Here is a 21517-nt window from a genome sequence, read left to right as displayed (position 1 = left end):
ATTTGATGAATTTTAATAACTATGCGATTTTATCGCATCAGTACTAATTTGGGATCATTCCTTTTCCAATGGTTCGAACCGCACCTTGGGAGGCATAGGTCTTCCATCGAGGCTCGTCCAGCCGATGGCATTTCGATAGTCTTCGTTGTACTTCTTCTGCCGCTGCCATACGCTCTTGCGTGTCGATTTGGGGTAGAGCTTGTCAGGATATTGCATGATGGGGTATGTGCCACGCTCAATGGCCACGGCCTCCCAAACGTAAATGTTCTGCACGTCAGAGACCTTCAGGATGAGGCCGGGCAGTCCGCCGAACTTCCATGGCCCGCCCTTGATGGGGACGTCGGCGGCAAACCACGCCATGAAGTCGCGGCCACGGAAACGGCACGTGGCCTTCTGGCAGCGGTGGCCGAGGATGGATAGCTGCTCGTTGGCCAGCGTCCATTGCATCAGTGGCCACGGCTCCGTGTAGCTGCTGTTCTCGCGCTCTGCCCATAGGGGGAAGCAGGCTTGCTCTTCCAGTTGTTTGCCTCGGATCGTGTAGTCTGAATAAACCAATTCGCTCCATTTGTCTGACTTCTCGCCACGAATAAATGCGGTCTTGGGCACGTTTCCTTTGTAACCCTTCTCTCGCACCCATTCTGTAACCTTCAAATCGGAGGAGTAAACAAATTCGCTACTGTACTTCCAGACTCGCTTGCCCACCTCCAGCTTGCCCAGGTCCAGGTAGGTGTTCTCGTCCTTGATGTCCTTGGCATTAAGGGCATAGAGCACGCGCACATGGGCCGTGTCGATAGCCACACGCTGGTTGTATCCCCTTTTCTCACGTGTGGGAGCGTTCCCGTTTACTTTGGGCTGCGCCCACGCCCCGCTGCAAAGGGCGGCGAGGATGAGGATTGTAATGAGAGTTTGTTTCATCACGATTTTGTCGGTTAGGTATAAGTGTTACAATAGCTTGAACCTTACGCTGACCATTGCGTTGCGGGGCCGCAGTTGCGAGGTCTGGGTATAGATGTCGAGGCCGCTATAGCCTACGCGGGTGTACTGGCGCTGGTCGAAGAGGTTGTTGAGTTGCAGCTCCAGGTCGACGCGCTTCAGCTTGAGCTTGGCAGTGGCGTCGCCAAACCAGGCATGGCGGTTCTTGGCCGATAGGTTTGTGTAGTTGTCCTCGGCGGCGAAGGTCAGCGTGAGGGTCTTGGTGGGAAAGACGCTCATGCTGAGGCGCTGGGTGCTGCTCTTCGCGCTCACGGCTTCGTTGCGGTGGCCCTCGGTGTAGCTGCGGCTCTGGCTGAAGCCACTGGTATAAACCACGCCGAGCCACTGGAACGGACTGAAGGAGAGGGCGCCGCCAAAGCTGAGGCTTTGGGCACGGTACGCATAGAGCCTCTGGCTGATGAGGCGCTCGCTCTCGGAGAGGCCGTAGCCGCCGAAGACGCGGAGGGTGGAGCGCATGAAGTCGACCCCCTTGCTGGCCTCGCCGTTGAGGCTGTAGCTGCTGGTCGTGGTGGGCTGGTCTACGGCCTGCACCACGCTGGTGGCTCCCTCGTAGCTGTAGCCGTAGATCTGGTTGTCGTGGGTGCGACGGTAGCCGATGCCGACGTTGGCGAACAGGGCGCGGAGGGCGCTGCGGTAGCGCAGACTGGCGTTGGCGCCGTAGTGGGAGGTCTCCGACAGTTGCTCTACGTAGCTGCGCTGGAAGGCGCGGTAGTTGGACATGATGTAGCCGCTGTAGATGCCGCCCGGGTCGCCCACGGTCTTCGAGTAGTTGGCGCCGGCGTTGAGCCAGAGGTCGCGGCTGATGCTCCAGTTTGCCGAGAGCGAGGGGAAGAAGAGCAGGTGTGTGTAGCCGTGCTGGTCGTTCCTTATTTTGTCGTCGAGCGTCTGGGTGTAGAGCTCGAGGGGCAATCCGAGGCCGATGTAGAAGTTGGGCGTTTCATACTTGTAGGTTTGGGCGAGGGCCACGCAGTAGGTGTTATACCACAGGTCGTTGTCGAGTTGGGCGTGCTCGGCAGGTGGTGTGAATCCATTGAGGTCGGTCACGATGCCGTGGAGGTTGGCCGTGGCGCTTACGCCGTAGCTGAAGCGGAACCTTTGGCCCACGCGGATGGCGTAGCTGGTGTTGAAGCTGGCGGCGATGTGGTGTGAGTTCACGTCCTGCGTGTAGGCGGTGGATGTGCCCTGCAGCAGCGAGTCGACACCCACGGTGAGCGTGTTTGGGCGGTGGGCGTAGCCTGCTGAGAAGTGGAGGTCGAAGGTGTTCTTGCCGATGTTGCGAATGGTGTTGAAGGTGTTGGAGACGGAGAGCTGCGGACGGTCGAAATGCTGGCGCACGCGGTTGTTGCCGTAGTTTGTGGGGTCGGCGCCTGTGCGCTCGGATGCGAGCAGGCCGTCCACACGGTCGCTGTTCCAGTGGGTGTCCACCTTCAGCACGTTGGCCACGAAGCCGTTGGGCGCGTTGCGGTTGTAGCGCCCCTGGATGTTCAGGTTGTTCAGCTTGGTCTCGCTGGTCATGGTCTCGGAGGCGAGCAGGCGGCTGTCGTCGCTAACAAACTGGTCGCCCACGCTGCTGCCTTCGCGGCGTATGCGGTCGTTGTAGTAGGCAATGTTCAGTCCCAGTTCCGTGTCCTTGTTGGGCTTCTCCAAGTGGTTCATGGTCAGTATCTGACTGTGGTTGTCGAAGGTGCGCTTCTGTGGCAGGCCAGAGCCGTTGGGCATGAGGGCGCCGGTAGGGCAGAAGGGGTAGAGACTTACGCTGTTGACGCTTGAATAGTGTTGCGTGAGTTCCTTCGACACGTCGTCGCCCGTGTTGTTGCCTTTATATAAGGTCATGTTTTGCCGACGCTTGGCGAAGTACATGCCCACCACCTCGGCGGTCCACAAGGGGCTTTGGCCTATGGCGGCCTGGCTGTCGGTGAGCGGCCGTTTGCCGATATGCCAGCCGCCCGCCTGCTGCGCGCCGCCGCCGAGCATGGTGTTGATGGCCACGGTTCCCTTGGCCGAGTTTTTCAGCTTCAGGTTGATGGCCACATCGTCGGAGAGCTCCTTGTCTTGCAGCATCTTCACGGGCTGGTGGTGCTCCAGCACCTGCACGGTGGCCACGTCGGAGGCGTTGATGTTGTTGGTGGCCAGTCCGTAGCGGCCCTGCAGCAGGTCCATCTCCTCCACGTAGAATTTCTTGATGGTCTTGCCGTTATACTTGATACCGCCGTTGTCGGCCACCTCTATGCCGGGCATGTGCTTCAGCACGTCGCCGATGACGCGGTCGCCCTGCTGTTGGTAGGCTCCCACGAGGTAGCTGAGCGTGTCGCCGTTCTGCCGTATCTTCTGCGCCCGCACAGTAACCTCCTTCAGTTGCATGGCTTGTTCCTTCACGCAGAAATCGAGCCGTTGCGAGCGGTTGGCCACCTGTTTCGCGTGGCTGCCAATGGCCAGTCCGGAAGCGCTGACGGTCACGGAGTCGGCATCGGTGGTAAACTCCAGCCTGTAGTGGCCCTTGGCGTCGGTGTCGGCAAAGCCCAGGATGTTGGCCGTGCCCTTGGGGGCCACGCTGACGTAAGCCTCCACGTGCTTGCCCTGCGCGTCGGCCACCGTGCCCTCGATGACGGTCTGGGCGGAGGCCGCTATGGCTGCGAAGGCGAGCATGGCGGTGATGATTGACCTATGCATCCTGCAACTACTTTAGGCGGAACATGACCGGTATGTTATATTGGCAACGCACATTCCTGCCCATTCTCTTGGCCGGATTCCATCGGGGCATCTGCCTCAAGACCCGGATGGCCTCGTTGGATAGCAGCGGGCTGGGCGAGCTAACGGCTTCAAAGTGGGTCAGGCGCCCGTCTTCCTCTACCACGAAGCTAACCACCACACGGCCTTCGATGCCATTCTCCAGGGCCTCCTTGGGATAGTGCATTTGTTGGCCCAAGAACTTATAGAGCGCCTCCATGTCGCCGGGATAGGACGGCATGACCTCCACCACTCGATAGACGGTGGTGTCCTTAGGTATTCCCAGCACCTGCTCGATGGCTCCGCGCACCATGCCGTTCGGATGGATGATGGCAGCCACGGCGATGCCCGAAACCAGTGCCAAAAGGGCGAACACGATGAGGTGGCGCATGTCGAAGAATCGGCGGCGCAAGGCGGTGCGGAGGGTGTTGCGAACGCTGGAGATGGTGTTGCGCACGGAGGCCACGGAAATTCCACGCGCCTCGGCAATCTCCTCGACCGTCAGTCCCTCGTCGTAGAAGAGTTGCCACACTTCGCGCTCGGCCTTGGGCAGACGCTTGAGGCGCCCACGCAGCCACTCGGAGTTTTCGCGCTCCTCCACCTCTTCTTGCGGCGTTACCTCGGTGATGGCGGCATGGCTGTCGTCGGCCAGCTCCACCTCCACACGCTGCCCGCGCCACATCGACACGCAGCAGTTGCGTGCAATGCGCATCAGGTAGGCGTCGGTGAGCGTGGCCTTGTTGCGCACGTTCCACGCCCTGATGCACGTTTCCTGCACCACCTCTTCGGCTTCGGTATCGGATCCGAAAAACTCGCGGCCCATCTGCATCAGTCGGGGGCGCATTCGTTCCACCATTTCCTTATATGCTTGTTCTGTCATCATGCTGTTTCAGTTGTTTGGGTTTTCTGCTCCTTTAACGCTAAAGTCGCCCAAGGCTCACCCTTAAAAGATGTTAAAGGCTTCCCGCTGCTGGGCATCGTGGCTCGTTCTCGGGCATCGTGGCTGGTTCTTGGGCATCGGCTCGTTCTCGGTTCGTGGAACGTCATTGGGATTGAGTCACGTCATTGGGTCGAGGAATGTCATTGGATTGAGCCACGCCATTGAACCACTTGACGTCCCCCTCCCTCGGCCGCCTTGCCGGTCATCGTGCCGCGCGGTGATCGGTGCGCCTTTTTTGCAACAAAGATAAGATTTCTTGCGTTTCCAAACACCCCATTGGCGCTCCTTTTTTGATACCGTTATCACTTTTTGCACCGTAAAGACACAGCCTCTTCGCCCCATGCTCCCCATTATAAACCCATTCAACATCCAACGGGACTCGTTCAGCACACCACATTCAACATTCTCAACACTCCACATTATAAATCCCTCTCCACCTGCGAAAAGATCTGCGATCTATCTGCCGCGCCGGCGGCGCGATCTGTGTTATTGACAAGCAGTCCGCATGGTTTCTGTGTGGATCTGCGAGATCCGTGGGAGAAATATTCTCGTGACGCATGGCCCATTCCACATCCAACACTCCACATTCTCAACATCCCTCCCCCAAATCTACACTGTTTTTCCTTTCGCGCCCCGCCTTGCGTCCAAATACGCCATTCTCGCGCATTTTTGTAACCACCTAACATTCAGTCGCTTACCATTCGAAGGACCCATTCTGCTCTCCCCACTCCTCATTCAGCCTTGCGGTTAGGCATCTTTCGCCCCTCGAAACATGCCCTTCCGCACCTCCATCCCTTACCTTCCGCACCTCGATCCCTTAGCTATCGCACCCCGATACATGCCCAACGCCCCAGTCACCGCTCCTCATCCGTCATCCAAATCGCCAAAAACCGCCCTTTCCACCCTCTATTTCGCCTGAAATCTCGACACTCGTTTTGCACCAAAATTTGCAACAAGCAACGATGGCTTTCGTGTTTGTCAAAACTCGCATATCTTGTCGTCATAAGGATTATGAAGGTTTTCGGTAAGCCAGATGAGCAGAGCTAAGTTTACTTAAGCTTTGCCATGCCGAGAAAACGTGACATGAAATGGAACGATAAGGGTAGCCTTATGATGTGCCTCGCTTCGCTAACGTTTAATCCATGATTTTGACGAATGAGCACAAAAAATGCTACACAATTGAAAATAATTGGCCGCCAGGGGAGAGTTTCTCAGATTTAATCTGTAATTTTAGCATGCCAGTTGGAGATTTGTTTGATTTTATAGCAACACTAAGTCAAGTGAATTCTTCGACATGGCAAAATTCTGAGTCGCTGGGCTTTGTCGCTTGCTAAAGCAAGAATGTCTTGTTGCTTGGTAACTTATAAAAGACTATGTATATAGTGTTGCAAATAAAGGATAAGCATCACATGATCATTACAATAAAGAATGCGCTTGTGCGCAATAGGTTTGCTAAAAACAGTATCATGAGTTTCTGCGCATGGCTTGTATGCTTTTTTATGTTTGAGATGTTTTCTCCAGCAATGGTCTCTAATGTGATCGCACAGGAGAACCTGAATGCAAAATATCCATGGATCAACAGCGAAAAGAACTCTTCCGGACTTTATGGGATTCCTGATGGAAACGGTGGTTGGAATGTGGAGCCTGTTTTTGAATTCCTCGGAGGTTTTTGGGAGGGAAGCCCTATCACAAAGGCAAAATACAAAGGCAAAGAATATGTGGTAGACCGCCGTTTCAACATTGTAGGAGGTCCGTATCAGTATGTTTTGGCGACACACCCTTCCTTTGCAGTTGTGGAAGAAAGCGATTTCAACGTTTATTGCGTAAACACCAAAGGACAAAAGATTTCTGACGTTTATGAATATGTAAAAATTGTAAACACCTTGTACGAAGATATACAAGATCTTATGGTCTTTGCGAAGCACAAAGGTTCGGCCGAATGGGACATACTTGGCGCAGATGGCAAGAGTATTTGTACCGTAAACAAAGGAGGCGATGCAAGACAGCAATGTTGTGATATTGATAATGTTTTTGTTGAAAACAACTTTGAAAAGAACGGAAAACTGATAGCGCCGCTCTTGCGATTCCCTGACAAAAGGCAATACGGAGTTATGAATCTTGAGGGCGAAATAATTGTCCCTGCGAAATTCAGTCGTATAGACGATATTGATTTGACTAATTTTTATAATATCACGAAGTTTAGTGGGGCAAAATGCACAGAAGACCAACTGAGACGCCATACAGCTTTTGCCTGTTACGACGTCAACAATGATGTAACCCTTGTAGACGCAACGGGCAAGGTCGTCATTCCTATGCAAAAGGATTTCAAAAACGCCCATGCTTATTTCAAGAAAAACAAAAAGTTTTTGGCGCAATATCTGTTGCAGAGCGATAGCTATGATAGCGATTTGAAAGCGAAGGTGCTTGTTCCCTACCAGGCTTTCCTCGATAGAATGCAGAAATACATTGCCAATAATGGATTGATGGACCCTGTGGGCAACGGAAAGAACCTACTCGCAATTGCAAGGAACGACAAGGCGGAGGCGCAAAAACTCCTCGCCATGCAGCAGACTAAGGAGCGTGCGGCACAAACGGCTGTAGCTGCTAAATCGCCAGCGTCGGCAGCAACGATGGGCGCTTCACGTCAGAGCGCTAAGACAACAACGCAAAGCAATATTCCCCATCCCGCCTATGGTACGTTGCCCTCACAGAGTAGCTACTGCTATTATGGAAAATCGGGTGGCAAGCCTGGGGAGGTGCAACTCTACATCCAGGGTTACGCCAACGGTGGATGTTGGATTTCGCTTCGCGCTTTCAACTTAAGTTTTATGGCGCTGAGCTTCGGCCCCGACAACGTGAAATATGAGGGCGACTACATTGTTATTGGCGGACGTTATTACAAGGAAGGATTCCTCAACACTCCGGGCATTTACCTCGATGCCCCTACAGTAAAGATAGCCAAAGATTGGAGCCATATTATCTATGTGCCTCTCAAAGGACAGCAGGATGTGTACGATCGTCCCATGGCTGCATCGGTATACAAGCAACATGAGGCAAACTTAAATCGATACAACGCCCAGCATCAGCTATTTGAATATAGTCCGGAATACCAGAAAAACGAAGCGGAGCACAACCGACGTGTGAAAGAAATAATGAGGCAGGACAATACTGGCGGACAGACAACAAGGAAAACTTCAACCACGCGAAAGAACAACAACTCAAGAGTTGACGTGAGGGTTGACGAAACCAATATGACGGGAAAAGATCAAGGTTACAAATGGTGTGACCAGTGTAAGAAATGGGACATTCCCCATGTTCACATAAAGAAATAACATGTCGCACCGCCAATAAAAGGTCACCACCTCCCCTATGGCGTAAACTACTAACATTGTTGGTTTGGGACGTTAAGGACCGAACGCCCGATGAGCCATGTCTGCTGCCGCTGGCCTGAATCTCCCAAGGGTCGTGGCGGTGGCGCCCTCTTTCTTTACCCCTTCTCAAGGAGAAATTGCGTCGTGTTTATGGCTTGTTCTTTAGAAAATGTGTAATTTTGCAAAACACATTATTCACAGAAGTCTAAGAATTTGTTTTGAAAGATATCGACACAAACCATTTTGAGATAGTATTCCGTCGCCATTATGCCTCGTTGTATCGCTTGGCTCTCCATTATCTTCAAGACGGTGAGGCGGCCAAGGACCTCTTGGGCGACGCCTTTCTGACGGCTTGGAACAAGCGAGCAGAGATCGATTTGAGCAAGGTCGACAATTACCTCTATGTGTGTGTGCGAAACAAATGTCTCACTTCGCTCAAGCAGAATCATCCCCATCATGCCGACGCCGCTTCTCTCGAAGGCCTGGCCGATATGACGATCGATGAATGGAAGATGCGCGAGCAGCGGATAACCGAGGTGGAGGAAATCATCAAGACGCTTCCTCCGAAAAGTAGACATGTGTTGGAACAATGCTACTACCATCGGCAAACCTATAAGCAGGTGGCTGACGAGATGGGCATATCCCCCAGCGGCGTGAAGAAGCATATCACAAAGAGTTTGGCGTTGCTAAGGGCTCATTTTAACATTATTAAAGGCAAATGACGGTGCCCTATTTGCCCTTCCCTTAGTCTTATATATAATAAATGCAACCGAAATGAACCTAAACGATAATAACCATCCCAGCATGAACGGGGAGCAGCAGACCGACTTTCTGCCTACCGAAGAGGAACAGCGTGCCATTCGCGACGCATTCTTGCTCCAGCATCATCCAGTGCCCGATATAGATCGCGAGTGGGAGGCGTTGAACCAGCAGATCAACCCACCTGCCGAAACGCACCATCATCTTTGGCGTTGGTGTGCGGCCTTGGCCGTTGCCGCAAGCGTGGCCTTGCTTGTGCTCATGACGACAAACAGCCATCACCGCCACCACACAGGGGGGCTTGAGGTCATTGCCTCTGTGGAAAATGTGGGCGACGTTACGCTGACAAGCGATGATGGCACTGAGCAAGTAGTGAAAGGCACCTCCGTATCTTTTGCCAGAAAACAAGATGCGGCCGACGCTGCCGATGCAGGCTCCCTGATGACGATGAGCACCCCGCGGGGTCATGATTGCGAGATAACGCTGGCCGACGGCACCAAGGTTTGGCTTTATGGAGAGAGCAGCATTGAGTTTCCCCGTAAGTTTGTCGGCAAGGAACGCAGGGTGCGGATGAAGGGTGAGGCGTATTTTGATGTTGTGAAAGACGCCAGCCACCCATTTGTGGTGGAAAACGATCATTTTTCGACCACGGTGCTTGGCACATCGTTTAGCGTACGCGCCTATTCGGAGAAAGACGCCACCGTTACGCTTGTGGAAGGCAAGGTGCGCATGTCGGGCAAGAACATGTCCCAGCAAACGCTACGTCCGGGCCAACAGGCACGCTACCATGCCGAGGGCTTCAGCGTTAGCGAGGTCGACACCTATCCTGTGGTGCAACGCAAAGACGGTTACTTCTATTTCGACAACGAGACCTTGTTGCAGATCATGATGGAACTTGGCCGATGGTACAACAAGACCGTGGTGTTTGTCAATGAGAAATCGATGAACGAACGCTTCCACTTTGTGGCGGAACGGAAGCAAACACTCGAAGAGGTGATAGAGGCGCTCAACGACATGGACAAGGTCAACGTGATGGTTACCGACAACGAGATTACCGTGCATTGACCACCTGTGGGGGCGTAACACCCATGCCCCCATATCTTCTTTTTTGCTGGCTCGAATTTGAAAGAATTACTTCCTGAAAGCGAACAGATCGAAAGGTTTTTGAAAGTTTTTGTGTAAAAGTGGTACCCTTTTGGCAGATATTAAGTCTTTTAAGATAAAAGGCAAACGCTAAGAGTGGCAAATCATTAACGCAAAAACATAACAGTATGTACAAAGCAAAAACCTACCGAAGGCTTCTTGTGGTTGGCGCAGCATTGCTGGTCGGCACCATAGGGGCGTTTGCGCAAGGCAACAAAGTGTCGTTGCGCTGCAAGGGAATGCCTCTGCCTATTGCCTTGAACAAGGTGGAGCAGCAATCGGCGTATTTCAAGATCAACTACAGCTACGATGATGTGAGCGGCCATAAGGTCACTACCGACATCCGCAAGAAGGAGGCGCCCGATGCAGTGAAGCAACTTCTGGAGGGTCTTCCTTTGCAGAGCACGGTGAAGGGCAAGTTTATCCAAGTGAAGAAAGGCCAGCCCGTTAAGAAAAAGATCGTGGCCGAGAATGTGGCAACCGGAAAGCTACTCGACAACACGGGCGAGCCCCTGATTGGCGCAACGGTAAGGGTGGTGGGCACCCAAAACGCGGTGGTCACCGACGCTAACGGTCGCTACGAACTTCACGATGTCAGTCTGAGCGATGTGCTCGAATATTCCTACGTAGGCATGAAGCCCTACAAGCGTAAGGCTGGCACCAAACCCGTGAGCATCATTATGGAAAACGACGTCAACACCATCAGCGACGTTGTGGTGACGGGTATCCAAAAGACCGACAAGCGACTGTTTACAGGATCCACCACATGGATCGACGCGCAAGACGCCAAGCTCGATGGTGTGCCTGACATCAGTCGTTCGTTGGAAGGACGTGCGGCGGGCGTGAGCGTGCAGAACGTAACCGGTACCTTTGGTACGGCCCCTCGCATCCAGGTGCGCGGCGCCACCTCCATCTATGGTAGCAGCCAACCCCTGTGGATCGTCGACGGTGTGATCCAGGACAATGTGGTTGAGGTGAACACCGACGATCTCTCCTCAGGCAACGCCGAGACCCTGTTGTCGTCGGCCATCGCAGGGCTGAACGCCGACGACATTGAGAGCTTCCAGATTCTTCGCGACGGAGCGGCAACCTCCATCTATGGTGCCAGGGCCATGGCGGGTGTCATAGTGATCAATACCAAGAAAGGACGCATGGGTAAGACCAACATCAACTACACGGGCGAGTTTACCATGCGCCTCAAGCCCAGTTACAACAACTTCAACATCATGAACTCGCAGGAGCAGATGTCGGTGTACCAAGAATTGCAAAAGAAGGGTTATCTCAATCCTGCCGATGTGGTGAACGCCGCGCAGAGTGGCGTGTACGGAAAGCTGGCGCGACTGGTGGCGTCGGGCGACGTGGAGAACACCGATGCCGGCCGTAACGCATGGCTCCGCCAACAGGAGTACCGCAACACCGACTGGTTCGACTTGCTCTTCAGCAACAACATCATGCAGAACCATTCGGTAAGCATTAGCACGGGTACCGAGAAGGTGCAAAACTACGCATCGGTCAGTTTGATGAACGATCCCGGATGGTACAAGCGGAGCAACGTGAAGCGCTACACCGCTAACCTGAACTCCACCTACAACTTCTCAGAGAAGCTCAAGGTGCAGCTCATTGCCAACGCCTCCTCGAGAGAGCAGAAAGCCCCAGGCACCATGAACCAGGAGGTCAACCTGGTCAATGGTGAGGTGACGCGCGCGTTCGACATCAACCCTTATTCCTACTCGCTCAACACCTCAAGGGTGCTCGACCCCAACGAGTCGTACACACGAAACTTCACCTCGTTCAACATCTTCAAGGAACTGGAGAACAACTATATGGAGGTCAATGCTCACGAATTCAAGGTGCAGGGCCAGTTGACCTACAAGCCCATCGACGGGTTGGAGCTCAACGCGCTGGGCGCCGTGAAGCGCTCGTCGTATGCCACGGAGCACAACGCCACGGAACTCTCCAACCAGGCCAACGCCTATCGCGCCATGGGCAACACGCTGATAAGAGACACCAACCCTTACCTGTGGACCGACCCCACCAACCCCTACGCCGTGCCCGTGTCGGTGCTGCCCTATGGAGGCATCTATGAGCGTAGCGACTATCGCATGACGGCATGGGACTTCCGCGTTACGGCCGCTTACAACAAGATTTTCGCCAACACCCACATCATGAACCTCTTTGCGGGCATGGAGAGCAACGAGCTGAAACGCGACAAGACGTGGATCCGCACTTTCGGTCGCATCTATGGATTTGGGAACATCGCCAACTACGACCCCAACGTGTTCGACAAGCTGAAGCTCGAAGGATCCAACTATTATTCGGTCGACAATGGCTTGGAGCGCACGGCGGCTTTCTTTGGCAACGCTTCCTATTCTTATAAGGGATGCTACATCATCAATGGAACCCTGCGCTACGAAGGCACCAACACGTTGGGCAAGGATCGCAAGAGCCGCTGGCTGCCCACTTGGAATGTCTCGGGAGCCTGGAACGCCCACGAGGAGAAATGGTTTGAGCAGCTGAAGCCTTGGCTCTCCCACTTTACCCTGAAGGGCTCGTATTCGCTTACCGCCGACCGCGGTCCTTATAGCATCAGCAACTCGAGCGCCATCATCAACAGCATGGTGACATGGCGTCCCAACGCTGCCGACCAAGAGACAGGCCTCGACATCACGGAGCTTGGCAACTCGGAGCTTACCTACGAGAAGAAGCACGAGTTGAGCTTCACGGCCGACATGGGATTCCTGAACAACCGCCTCAACTTGGAGTTGAGCTGGTATCATCGCAACAACTTCGACCTCATAGGCCCTATCACCGTGCAAGGAGTGGGTGGCGAGATCAGCAAGTTTGGCAACATCGCTGACATGAAGTCGGGCGGATTCGAGCTGTCGGTTAGCTCCAAGAACGTCAAGACGGAAGATTTTGAATGGAGCACCACCTTCCTTTACTCGCACCAATACAACGAGGTGACAAACCTCAAGAACACATCGCGCATCATCGACCTTGTGCGTGGCAATGGCTTCGCCTTGCAGGGTTATCCTGTTCGCTCCATCTTCTCTATCCCCTTCAACAAGTTGAACAGCGAGGGAATACCTACCTTCAAGGTAGCCGACGGCCAGACCACCATCGACGGCATCAACTTCCAGGAGTATGCCGACCTCGGTTGGCTGAAGTATGAAGGATCGTCAGACCCCACCGATTATGGCTCGTTGGAAAACTCGTTCAAGTATAAGGGCTTCCGCCTCAATGTGTTTGTGGTCTACTCGTTTGGCAATGTGGTTCGCCTCGACCCCGTGTTCTCCAACACCTACACCGACATGGTGGCCTCGCCTCGTGAGCTCAACAACCGCTGGTCGTCGGCCGGTGAGGAAGAAGTTACCACGGTGCCCGTGATACCCTCCGTACGCCAGAACTTCCTCAACCCCAATCTCAGCGTGGCCTACAATGCCTACAACTACAGCACGGAACGCATCGCTAAGGGCGACTTTATCAGAATGAAGGAGATCTCGCTCGATTACACGTTCCCCAAGAAGTGGTTGGCTGCGATCGGTGTGAGCTCGCTCAACCTGAAGTTGCAGGCCACAAACCTCTTCTTGATCTATGCCGACAAAAAGCTGAATGGCATGGATCCGGAATTCTTCAATACGGGAGGTGTGGCATCGCCCATGCCCAAGCAATACACGTTCACCGTGAGATTAGGATTCTAACAACCCCCAAAAACAGAACAATCATGAAAACAACATATCATTATGTTTGCGCCTGTCTTGTTGCCATGGCGGCTCTCGCATCGTCGTGCAACGATTTTCTGGACACCACTCCCGACAGCCGTATCCAGGTCGACAACGAGGAGAAGGTAAAGGCGCTGCTTACCACGGCATATCCGCAGGCCACATTTGTGAGAGTGACGGAGCTGGCCTCCGACAATGCCGACGACCTCAACGGTGACCTCAACGGCAACTACGACCGTTTCTCGGAGCAGTGCTATCGTTGGCAACCCGTCACAGAGAGCGACAACGAGAACCCTACCATGATTTGGCAAGACTACTACAAGGCCATCGCCTCTGCCAACCACGCGTTGGCTGCCATGGAGAAAATGGGTGGCGCTACCACGGAGAAGCTCAGGGCGCTCAAGGGCGAAGCCTTGCTCTGCCGCGCCTACGCCCACTTCGTGCTGACCAATGTGTTCTGCATGAATTACTCCAAGCAGCATAGCGACACCGATCTCGGCGTGCCCTACATCACCGCTCCGGAGACGACGCTCGACCCCAAGTATGACCGCGGAACCGTGGCCCACGACTATGAGATGATCGAGAAAGACCTGTTGGAGGGATTGTCGCTGATGAGCGACGCCATCTACGATGTGCCACGCTATCACTTCAACAGCAAGGCCGCCTACACCTTCGCCTCGCGTTTCTATCTCTTCTATCAGCAACCGCAGAAGGTTGTGGAGTATGCCACAAAGGCGCTGGGCGCAAATCCCGAGGAGGTGATGCGCGACTACGATGCCATGAAGGACATGCCCACCGACAACATGCAACCGCGCGCCATACAGTACACCTCGTCGAGCCAGCGGGCCAACTTCCTGTTGCTGCCGGTCTATTCGACCGACCAGTATTACTTCAGCGGATACACCAACATGGGCGGACGTTTCAACAACAATAGCTATGTGGGAAAGGCGGAGCAGTTCTTCGCCACGCCCTGGGCTCCCGACAACGACGCCGCGGCGCAATCGCAGCAGATGTTTAAGTTCTATTGGTTCTACAGTCAGGCCAAAGATGTGTTTGTCCTGCCCAAGACCCCTGTGTATTTTGAGGAATACAACAGCGCCAACCACACCGGCTACTATCGCACCATCGTGGTGGCGCTCAAGGCAGAGGAGGCCCTGCTCAACCGAGCAGAGGCGTATGCCCTGCTGGGAGAGAACGACAAGGCCCTGGCCGACATCAACGTGTGGACCAAGACGTTTGTGGCCGACAAGGTGAAATACAACACCTATAAGTACGACGATAACTGGAACTACATCTATGCGGAACAGAAAATCGACCGCGAGCTAACCCTGGCCTCCATCAGAAAGTGGGCCGAGAAATACGACTATTACTTGCCCGAGCGCCCGTTGCCCCGCAAACACCTGCATCCCGACTGGGTCGACCTTCCGGAAGGCAGCGACAAGGAAAACCTCGTTCAGTGCATCTTGCTCCTCCGGCGTTTGGAATTCTTGCATGAGGGCATGCGCTGGTTCGACATCAAGCGTTATGGCATGAAGATTTATCGCCGCGAAATCAACACGTCGATGAATTCGTTGACGCTTACCGACAGCATGTCGTACCGCGATCCCCGACAGGCCATCCAACTGCCGTTTGAGGTGCAGGGAGCAGGTTTGAAACCCAATCCGCAACCGTCGGCCACCGAGAAGGCCTCGTTCAACGCATGGGGTGCAAGGCCATGGGAGTTTGTGTTCAAAAGGAATGATAAATAATTAGGAGAACAGAGTATGAAAATGATCAATAAGATATTCGGTATGTTGATGTTGGCCGCAGCCGCCACGTTCGCCGTGTCGTGCTCCGACGATGATGTGGACACCAGCATGAGCGTCATCAAGGACAGCCAAACGCCACAAAACGATTTGGACAAATGGCTCTACGCCAACTATGTGAAGCCTTACAAAGTGGAGCTGCGCTATCGTTGGGAAGACAATGAGATAAGCATGGACTACATCCTCGTGCCGCCCACCTACCAGAACGCTGTCAGGATGGCGCGCTTGCTGAAGTTTATTTGCTTCGACGCTTTCGATGAGGTGACGGGAAGCACACGGTTTATCCACGACCATTTCCCCAAGTTGGTGCAGCTCGTTGGCAATCCCGGCTGGAACACCAACAGCTCCATGACCTTGGGCTCGTCGGAGGGCGGCTACAAGATCAACCTTTGGTATGTGAACCATCTTGGCGACATGGTGTATGAGGACTGGGTGCCTAAGGACAGCGTGCTACGCAACCGTCAGGAGCTCAACGCCATCTTCTTCCACACCATCATCCACGAGTTTGGCCACAACTTCCATCAGAAGGTGCCCTATTCCACGGAGTTCAACCAAATCACGGGCAACAATTACCTCGGGGGTATGTACACCTCGGAGTTTGAGAACGCCAACGACCCGCAGGTGCAGGCCATGGGCTTTGTTACGGCCTACGCCTCCTATAGCGCCGACGAAGACTTTGCCGAGACCTTCTCCACCTATCTCTGCAGCACCACGGAGGAGTTTCAGGCTTTGCTCGACCGGGCGGGCGCGACGGGGGAAAACAAGATACAGGCCAAGTTGCGCATCGTGAAGGACTACTTCCTGAAAAACTGGAATCTCGACATGGATGCCCTGCGCGACGCCATTCAAAAGCGCGAGGCGTTGATCGCAACCGTCGATTTTGACGACATAACCCTTAAATAGAATCGCCATGAAAAAACTATTCACTATATGCGCCGTGGGCGCCTTGGCCGTATGGCTCCTGGGCTCTTGCCAGATGATGGAAGACGACCTGTTTGCCGATGAGCCGGCCACACGCCAGGACAAATGGATGGCGGAGTATCGCCGCGTGTTCAACAACAACGAATATGGCTGGGCGCTCTACACCGACCAACCCACCTTTGGCCGCCATCCCCACTTGGCCACTTTCGCCGTGAGGTTCGACCAAGACTATTGCACCTTCTACAATTCGCTTTCCACGAGGAACATGCCCAATGTGAGCACGAAGGACAGCATCCAGAGCACCTATTCGTTTAAGATGGACAATGGTATAGTGCTCTCGTTCGACACCTACAATGAGTTCTTCCATTACTACGCCGACCAGTCGCAGTATTTCGCACAAGACCTGCAGGCCGACTTCGAGTTTTGCCTCGACCGCTTCTCGGCGAACGAGGACACCATCTTCGGTCGTGGCAAGACCAAGCAGCTGCCCTTCATGATGATAAAGATGAAGATGCCAGCGCAGGAGTACCAGAACAGGAGCGATGAGATAACGGCGTCGTATAGTCCCTACAACTGTGCGTTTGTCTGCGCTGGCGACACCATGAAGGCCCAGTTCCTGAGTGGATATGGCAACCTGTTGCTGTATTTCCCCGACGAGGAAGGAGGCAAGGCCGTGGAGCACATGTACTCGTATGGTAATCTTGTGGGAGGCATCTACCTGATCGAGAACATCGAGTATAAGGGGTATATCATCAAGGAAATGGCGCTCAACGAGGAACTGGATGGCTATACCGACAAGCTCACGGGTGCCCGCATCATTCCACGTCCCTACGCCGACTATTACACGGAGGATGTCGATGAGAACGACGACAAGTTCTTTGGCTACAGTTGCCTGGGATCCTGGACAAGGGGCGAGTGGGATAAGGCCAAGGCTGCCTTGGATGGCAGTAAGTATCCCTCGTCCACGTTGAACAATATTACGTTCAATCCCGCAGGCAACGGAAAGATTGTGCTTACGGTCAACATGTGGTATGGAGATGGCGAGATTCATTTCCCCTTCGACATCCGCAAGGCTGGCGCCGACAAGATTCAGCTCCGCTATACGGGCACCGAACACTCGGGTTTGGGCTACACCATTTACGACCTCGGGTTCAAGTATGTCGTAGACGCCATTGCCCCGAAGGGCGAATGGCGAACCTACAAGATTGTGCCTACCGACGGCACCAAGCTGTCGCCTGCGGTGTTCCGGCTCATCGATGAGCAGAATCCGGACAACAGCATCTTGTTTAAGAAGGATTTCCGCTATTACTACGGTTTCTGGGACTGATGCCTTGAACTGAGGCATGAGGCCAAAGAACCCACAACACGTAATCCCAAAAGTCATGATGATTTTTGGGATTACGTTGTTTTACCCCCACACACTTCGCATTCGCCATAATAGTGTGTGGGGTTTGCCGTTAATGATTATTAACAGGGCATCGTGCAGTCATCTGCGGGTTATCCTTATCCTATTAAGGGGAGCCACATTTATGGAAACAGAGGAGATCGCAAAGCGGGCAAAGGCCAACGACGCTGCCGTTCTGGCCGAAGCCTATTCGCCCAAGGCGAGGGAGGTATGCTTCGGCATTACGCATGAGGACGAGGAACTTCGGCTCGTGATGGTGCCTTCCACATTCAACAACAACATCATTCCCCGCTCCACATTCAACATCCAAAATTTCTTTAGTCTGCCTTTTTTTATATACATTTGCAACATAAACCCCACCGCATTATTAACCCACCTTCAAACCACCCTACGATGAGCCTATTCGATTTCTTCAAACGCAAGCAGGCGAAAGCCGACAAGATCACCAAGGTGTACGACAAGCCCCTGCCGGAACCAACCGTCAACCCCAAGGACAACCAACCCTCCGCCGCCCGCTACGACGAAGCGACGAGCGCCTGGGCACGCAAGATGATGGAGCTCGAGGACGAAACCGACCCGGATGTGCTCACCGAACTGGATCCCGATGCCGAGCGCGCCCGCGAGGTAAGGTTTTGGATCGACAATATGGCGCTCTGCGTGAAACACAACTTCGCGCCGGAGCAATATGATGTGGGCGGCATGCTCCATCAGCTCATCGAGGAAGAGGAGTATGAGCTGGCCCGCGAATTGCTCTTCTGCTGCATAGATGAGGTCCGCAATCGGCCTTCCACGCCGTGCATCGACGACATGCTGGTCTACTTTGCCTGGATATGCTACAAGGATGGCGATGGCGACGATGAGGACGAAACCGACGACTGCGAGGACGAGGACGACTTGGAGGATGAGGAGAGCCAAGACGACCGCGACGAAACCGACGAAGATGAGGATTGCGACGAAGACGACGAAGATGAGGATTGCGACGAAGACGACGAAGATGACGAGTACGAAGATGACGAAGAAATCGACGAGGACGACGAGTACGAAGATGAAGACGAAATTGACGAAGACGACGTGACATTCGAAACAGAATACCACAACCTGCGGTCGGCCCACGAGTTGGTGGTGGCCGTAAGCGACCATTTCACCCCCCATTGGCGCGACACGCACCTATGGCTGGCCTGCCTCTACAACGAGTGCTACGTAAACTACGACGATTACGAGATAGCCGATCTTCCGGGCAGTCACTTCCCTAATTGGTATGGCCAGCAGGCGTATCGCTATTTCTCGAAGGCCGCCGAGGAGGGCCAACACTTGGCCATGAACATGAAGGCCCTGTTCCTTGTGATGGGCCACCAGGTGAAACCCAACTACGATAAGGCTTACGATTGGTTCAAACGGAGCGAGGACCATTGCGACGAGTCGCTCCTCTGGTTGGGCCACATGCACTATTATGCGCAATACGGCCGCGAGAACAAGCGATGGGCCATCAGCTATTACATGCGTTACATCAAGCACCGCAAGTGGGAAGGAGAAGGCGCACGCTACATGGGCGCCAACTATGCCCAAGCCTCTTGCAACCTCGCCCACCTGTTGCTACACAACAACTCGAACGACGACGAGCATCGTGCCCGCCGCCTACTGGAGCGTGTGGCCTACTTCGGCTTCACCCTGGGCGACGCCCTCTACGGCCTCGTGCTCCTTGAAGGGCGCGGCGGCCCCACCGACACCTCCAAGGGTCTCCGGCTCTTGCGCAAAGCCGCCAACGCCGGCGACCCAATGGCCCAGCAAATGCTACGCTTCCACGGCTATAATTGGTAACAGCGAACAGGGAGCGATTATCTATGTGGAGCGTGGAATAATAATGTAGGATGTGGTGTGAAGAATGGTGGGGCGCGCTTGCCTCACCACAAACTTTTCGCCACATGTTGCGGTGGTTTGGCTTTATTTTGTTACCTTTGCGGCAGTTTTACAAAGCATTTTGCCACCCACCCCATGGCATAACCATCATTCTGAAAGCCGCAAGGCCACAACAACACACATATCGCCCATGGAAAATGCAACCACATTCTTCGCCACGCTGAGCGCGTGGCTCTGGGGCTGGCCCATGATCATCCTGCTCCTTGGCACCCATGTTTTTCTCACCATCCGCCTGCGGTTTCCACAACGCAAGTTGCTCACCGCCATCCGCCTGTCGGTTCAGCGCGACTCGTCGCAGCAGGGCGACGTGTCGCAGTTTGGCGCATTGGCCACGGCGCTTGCCGCCACCATCGGCACGGGCAACATTATCGGTGTGGCCACGGCGGTGGCGCTGGGCGGTCCGGGTGCGGTGTTCTGGTGCTGGCTGACGGGCGTGTTTGGCATCTCCACGAAATACGCTGAGGCGCTGCTCGCCATAAAATACCGTGTGAGGTCGGAGGGCGGACGCATGCAGGGCGGCCCCATGTATGCCTTGGAGCGCGGCTTGGGCTGGCGCAAGATGGGCGTGCTGTTTGCGGCGTTCACCGCCTTGGCCGCCTTCGGCATAGGCTGCACGGTGCAGGCCAACGCCATATCGACCATTATGCACGCCTCGTATGGGATCGGCACGGAGGTGTGTGGCGTGGTGCTGACGCTGCTCACGGCGGCGGTGATCATCGGTGGTGTGAGCAGCATCTCGAAGGTGTGTAGCATGCTGGTGCCGCTCATGGCGCTGCTCTATGTGCTGGGGTGTGTCTACATATTGCAGGCCAACGCCAGCTATGTGGTTCCGGCGCTGCGCCTCATTGTGCGGTCGGCCTTCTCGCCCGAAGCCGCGGGCGGTGGCTTTGCGGGCGGCTCGGTGATCATGGCGGCCCGCTACGGCATAGCGCGCGGCCTGTTTAGCAACGAGTCGGGACTGGGCTCGGCGCCCATCGTGGCGGCGGCGGCGCGCACGAAGAACCCCGTGAGGCAGGCGCTGGTGTCGTCGACCGGCACCTTCTGGGACACGGTGGTGATCTGCGCCCTCACGGGCCTGGTCATTGTGAGCAGCATCATGGCCTATCCCGACATCGACTATCAGAACGGGGCGGAGCTAACGAAGGTGGCGTTTGCCAAGATTCCCGTGGTGGGCCCATTCATCCTCAGCTTCGGCCTCCTCACGTTTGCTTTCAGCACCATTCTCGGATGGAGCTATTATGGCGAGCGGGCCATGGAGTATCTGAAGGGCAAGCGCTGGACGCTGGCCTACCGCCTGCTCTACATCGTGGCGGTGTTTGTGGGCAGCGTGGCGAACCTTGCGATCGTGTGGAACATAGCCGACTGCATGAACGCCCTCATGGCCATTCCCAACCTGCTGTCGCTCATCTGCCTCAATGGCGTGGTGGTGCACGAAACGCGCAAGTATCTGTGGCGCGACCGCCTCGACCGCGAGATGGCGGAATGAGCGAGGACTGACGGCCACCGCCGAAGGCGAGAAAGAAACGAAGGAAAGGATAGCCGCCAACCTTCTGTCGCTTGGCGTGCCTATCGAAACCATCGTGCAAGCGTCTGGATTGTCGGAAGAGGAAATTACGAACATCCAATAAGGTGCAATCAACACAAGGGAGGTCTTCGAGTGACAGACGGGCCACTCGGAGACCTCCTTTTCGTTGGCTTCCCATTTCGGTCTAATGGCCGATGTGGGATAATTCTTCCCATTTCGGTCTAACGGCCTATTGGGGGGCGTTGTTCTGCCCCAACGAACAGGTGCCAAGGAAGCCCGTCCGCTGGGC

Annotated in this window: 13 protein-coding genes; 10 read left to right on the top strand and 3 right to left on the bottom strand. The window is 54.6% G+C overall.

Annotated features, from left to right (window positions below):
• Positions 1-54: 54 nt before the first annotated feature.
• The 3 genes from WKK33_RS06765 to WKK33_RS06755 are packed head-to-tail and all read right to left on the bottom strand — an operon-like array spanning position 55 to position 4603.
• On the bottom strand, positions 55-915 hold the full coding sequence (locus tag WKK33_RS06765; protein ID WP_337933057.1) for a GLPGLI family protein: 861 nt from the start codon (positions 913-915) through the stop codon (positions 55-57).
• 27 nt (positions 916-942) lie between these two features.
• A complete protein-coding gene (locus WKK33_RS06760) occupies positions 943-3663 on the bottom strand; it encodes an outer membrane beta-barrel protein (protein ID WP_337933055.1) in 2721 nt (906 codons plus the stop codon).
• A 7-nt stretch (positions 3664-3670) separates the two neighbouring features.
• A complete protein-coding gene (locus WKK33_RS06755; RefSeq protein ID WP_337933054.1) occupies positions 3671-4603 on the bottom strand; it encodes a TonB family protein in 933 nt (310 codons plus the stop codon).
• A 1466-nt stretch (positions 4604-6069) separates the two neighbouring features.
• Between WKK33_RS06755 and WKK33_RS06750 the strand changes: the two genes are divergently transcribed.
• From WKK33_RS06750 to WKK33_RS06705, 10 genes are all read left to right on the top strand, one after another.
• Positions 6070-7992: a hypothetical protein gene (locus WKK33_RS06750; protein ID WP_337933053.1), complete on the top strand. Its 1923-nt coding sequence runs from the start codon at positions 6070-6072 to the stop codon at positions 7990-7992.
• A gap of 257 nt (positions 7993-8249) precedes the next feature.
• Entirely contained in the window at positions 8250-8753 is a 504-nt protein-coding gene (locus tag WKK33_RS06745) for a sigma-70 family RNA polymerase sigma factor (RefSeq protein ID WP_337933052.1), read from the top strand.
• A 52-nt stretch (positions 8754-8805) separates the two neighbouring features.
• On the top strand, positions 8806-9855 hold the full coding sequence (locus WKK33_RS06740) for a FecR domain-containing protein (RefSeq protein WP_337933051.1): 1050 nt from the start codon (positions 8806-8808) through the stop codon (positions 9853-9855).
• A gap of 206 nt (positions 9856-10061) precedes the next feature.
• Positions 10062-13634 (top strand): SusC/RagA family TonB-linked outer membrane protein, encoded by a 3573-nt coding sequence (locus WKK33_RS06735; protein ID WP_337933050.1) that lies wholly within the window; start codon positions 10062-10064, stop codon positions 13632-13634.
• A gap of 23 nt (positions 13635-13657) precedes the next feature.
• Positions 13658-15403 (top strand): RagB/SusD family nutrient uptake outer membrane protein, encoded by a 1746-nt coding sequence (locus tag WKK33_RS06730; RefSeq protein ID WP_337933049.1) that lies wholly within the window; start codon positions 13658-13660, stop codon positions 15401-15403.
• A gap of 15 nt (positions 15404-15418) precedes the next feature.
• The gene (locus WKK33_RS06725) at positions 15419-16363 is read left to right on the top strand and encodes a putative zinc-binding metallopeptidase (protein ID WP_337933047.1); all 945 of its coding nucleotides are present in this window, start codon (positions 15419-15421) and stop codon (positions 16361-16363) included.
• 7 nt (positions 16364-16370) lie between these two features.
• The gene (locus WKK33_RS06720) at positions 16371-17708 is read left to right on the top strand and encodes a DUF4302 domain-containing protein (RefSeq protein ID WP_337933046.1); all 1338 of its coding nucleotides are present in this window, start codon (positions 16371-16373) and stop codon (positions 17706-17708) included.
• A gap of 202 nt (positions 17709-17910) precedes the next feature.
• Complete coding sequence (locus WKK33_RS06715; RefSeq protein ID WP_337933045.1) at positions 17911-18183, top strand: hypothetical protein; 273 nt, start codon at positions 17911-17913, stop codon at positions 18181-18183.
• Positions 18180-19604, top strand: coding sequence for a tetratricopeptide repeat protein (locus WKK33_RS06710; protein WP_337933043.1), 1425 nt, complete (start codon positions 18180-18182; stop codon positions 19602-19604). The genes WKK33_RS06715 and WKK33_RS06710 overlap by 4 nt, the downstream gene beginning before the upstream one ends.
• A 229-nt stretch (positions 19605-19833) precedes the next feature.
• Positions 19834-21189 (top strand): sodium:alanine symporter family protein, encoded by a 1356-nt coding sequence (locus WKK33_RS06705; RefSeq protein ID WP_337571172.1) that lies wholly within the window; start codon positions 19834-19836, stop codon positions 21187-21189.
• The last annotated feature ends 328 nt before the right edge of the window (positions 21190-21517 follow it).

The sequence above is a fragment of the Hallella sp. genome (genome assembly GCF_037460745.1).
Classification (GTDB): Bacteria; Bacteroidota; Bacteroidia; order Bacteroidales; family Bacteroidaceae; genus Prevotella; species Prevotella faecis.
Note: the sequence above shows the minus strand (reverse complement) of the source record. Positions and strands in the feature narration are given on the sequence as shown.

Excerpts from the sequence above, each read along its gene's own strand:
- WKK33_RS06755 (WP_337933054.1), bottom strand. The coding sequence starts at position 4,603 with ATGATGACAGAACAAGCATATAAGGAAATGGTGGAACGAATGCGCCCC.
- WKK33_RS06730 (WP_337933049.1), top strand. The coding sequence starts at position 13,658 with ATGAAAACAACATATCATTATGTTTGCGCCTGTCTTGTTGCCATGGCG.
- WKK33_RS06750 (WP_337933053.1), top strand. The coding sequence starts at position 6,070 with ATGATCATTACAATAAAGAATGCGCTTGTGCGCAATAGGTTTGCTAAA.
- WKK33_RS06720 (WP_337933046.1), top strand. The coding sequence starts at position 16,371 with ATGAAAAAACTATTCACTATATGCGCCGTGGGCGCCTTGGCCGTATGG.
- WKK33_RS06715 (WP_337933045.1), top strand. The coding sequence starts at position 17,911 with ATGGAAACAGAGGAGATCGCAAAGCGGGCAAAGGCCAACGACGCTGCC.
- WKK33_RS06765 (WP_337933057.1), bottom strand. The coding sequence starts at position 915 with ATGAAACAAACTCTCATTACAATCCTCATCCTCGCCGCCCTTTGCAGC.
- WKK33_RS06735 (WP_337933050.1), top strand. The coding sequence starts at position 10,062 with ATGTACAAAGCAAAAACCTACCGAAGGCTTCTTGTGGTTGGCGCAGCA.
- WKK33_RS06740 (WP_337933051.1), top strand. The coding sequence starts at position 8,806 with ATGAACCTAAACGATAATAACCATCCCAGCATGAACGGGGAGCAGCAG.
- WKK33_RS06725 (WP_337933047.1), top strand. The coding sequence starts at position 15,419 with ATGAAAATGATCAATAAGATATTCGGTATGTTGATGTTGGCCGCAGCC.
- WKK33_RS06705 (WP_337571172.1), top strand. The coding sequence starts at position 19,834 with ATGGAAAATGCAACCACATTCTTCGCCACGCTGAGCGCGTGGCTCTGG.
- WKK33_RS06710 (WP_337933043.1), top strand. The coding sequence starts at position 18,180 with ATGAGCCTATTCGATTTCTTCAAACGCAAGCAGGCGAAAGCCGACAAG.
- WKK33_RS06760 (WP_337933055.1), bottom strand. The coding sequence starts at position 3,663 with ATGCATAGGTCAATCATCACCGCCATGCTCGCCTTCGCAGCCATAGCG.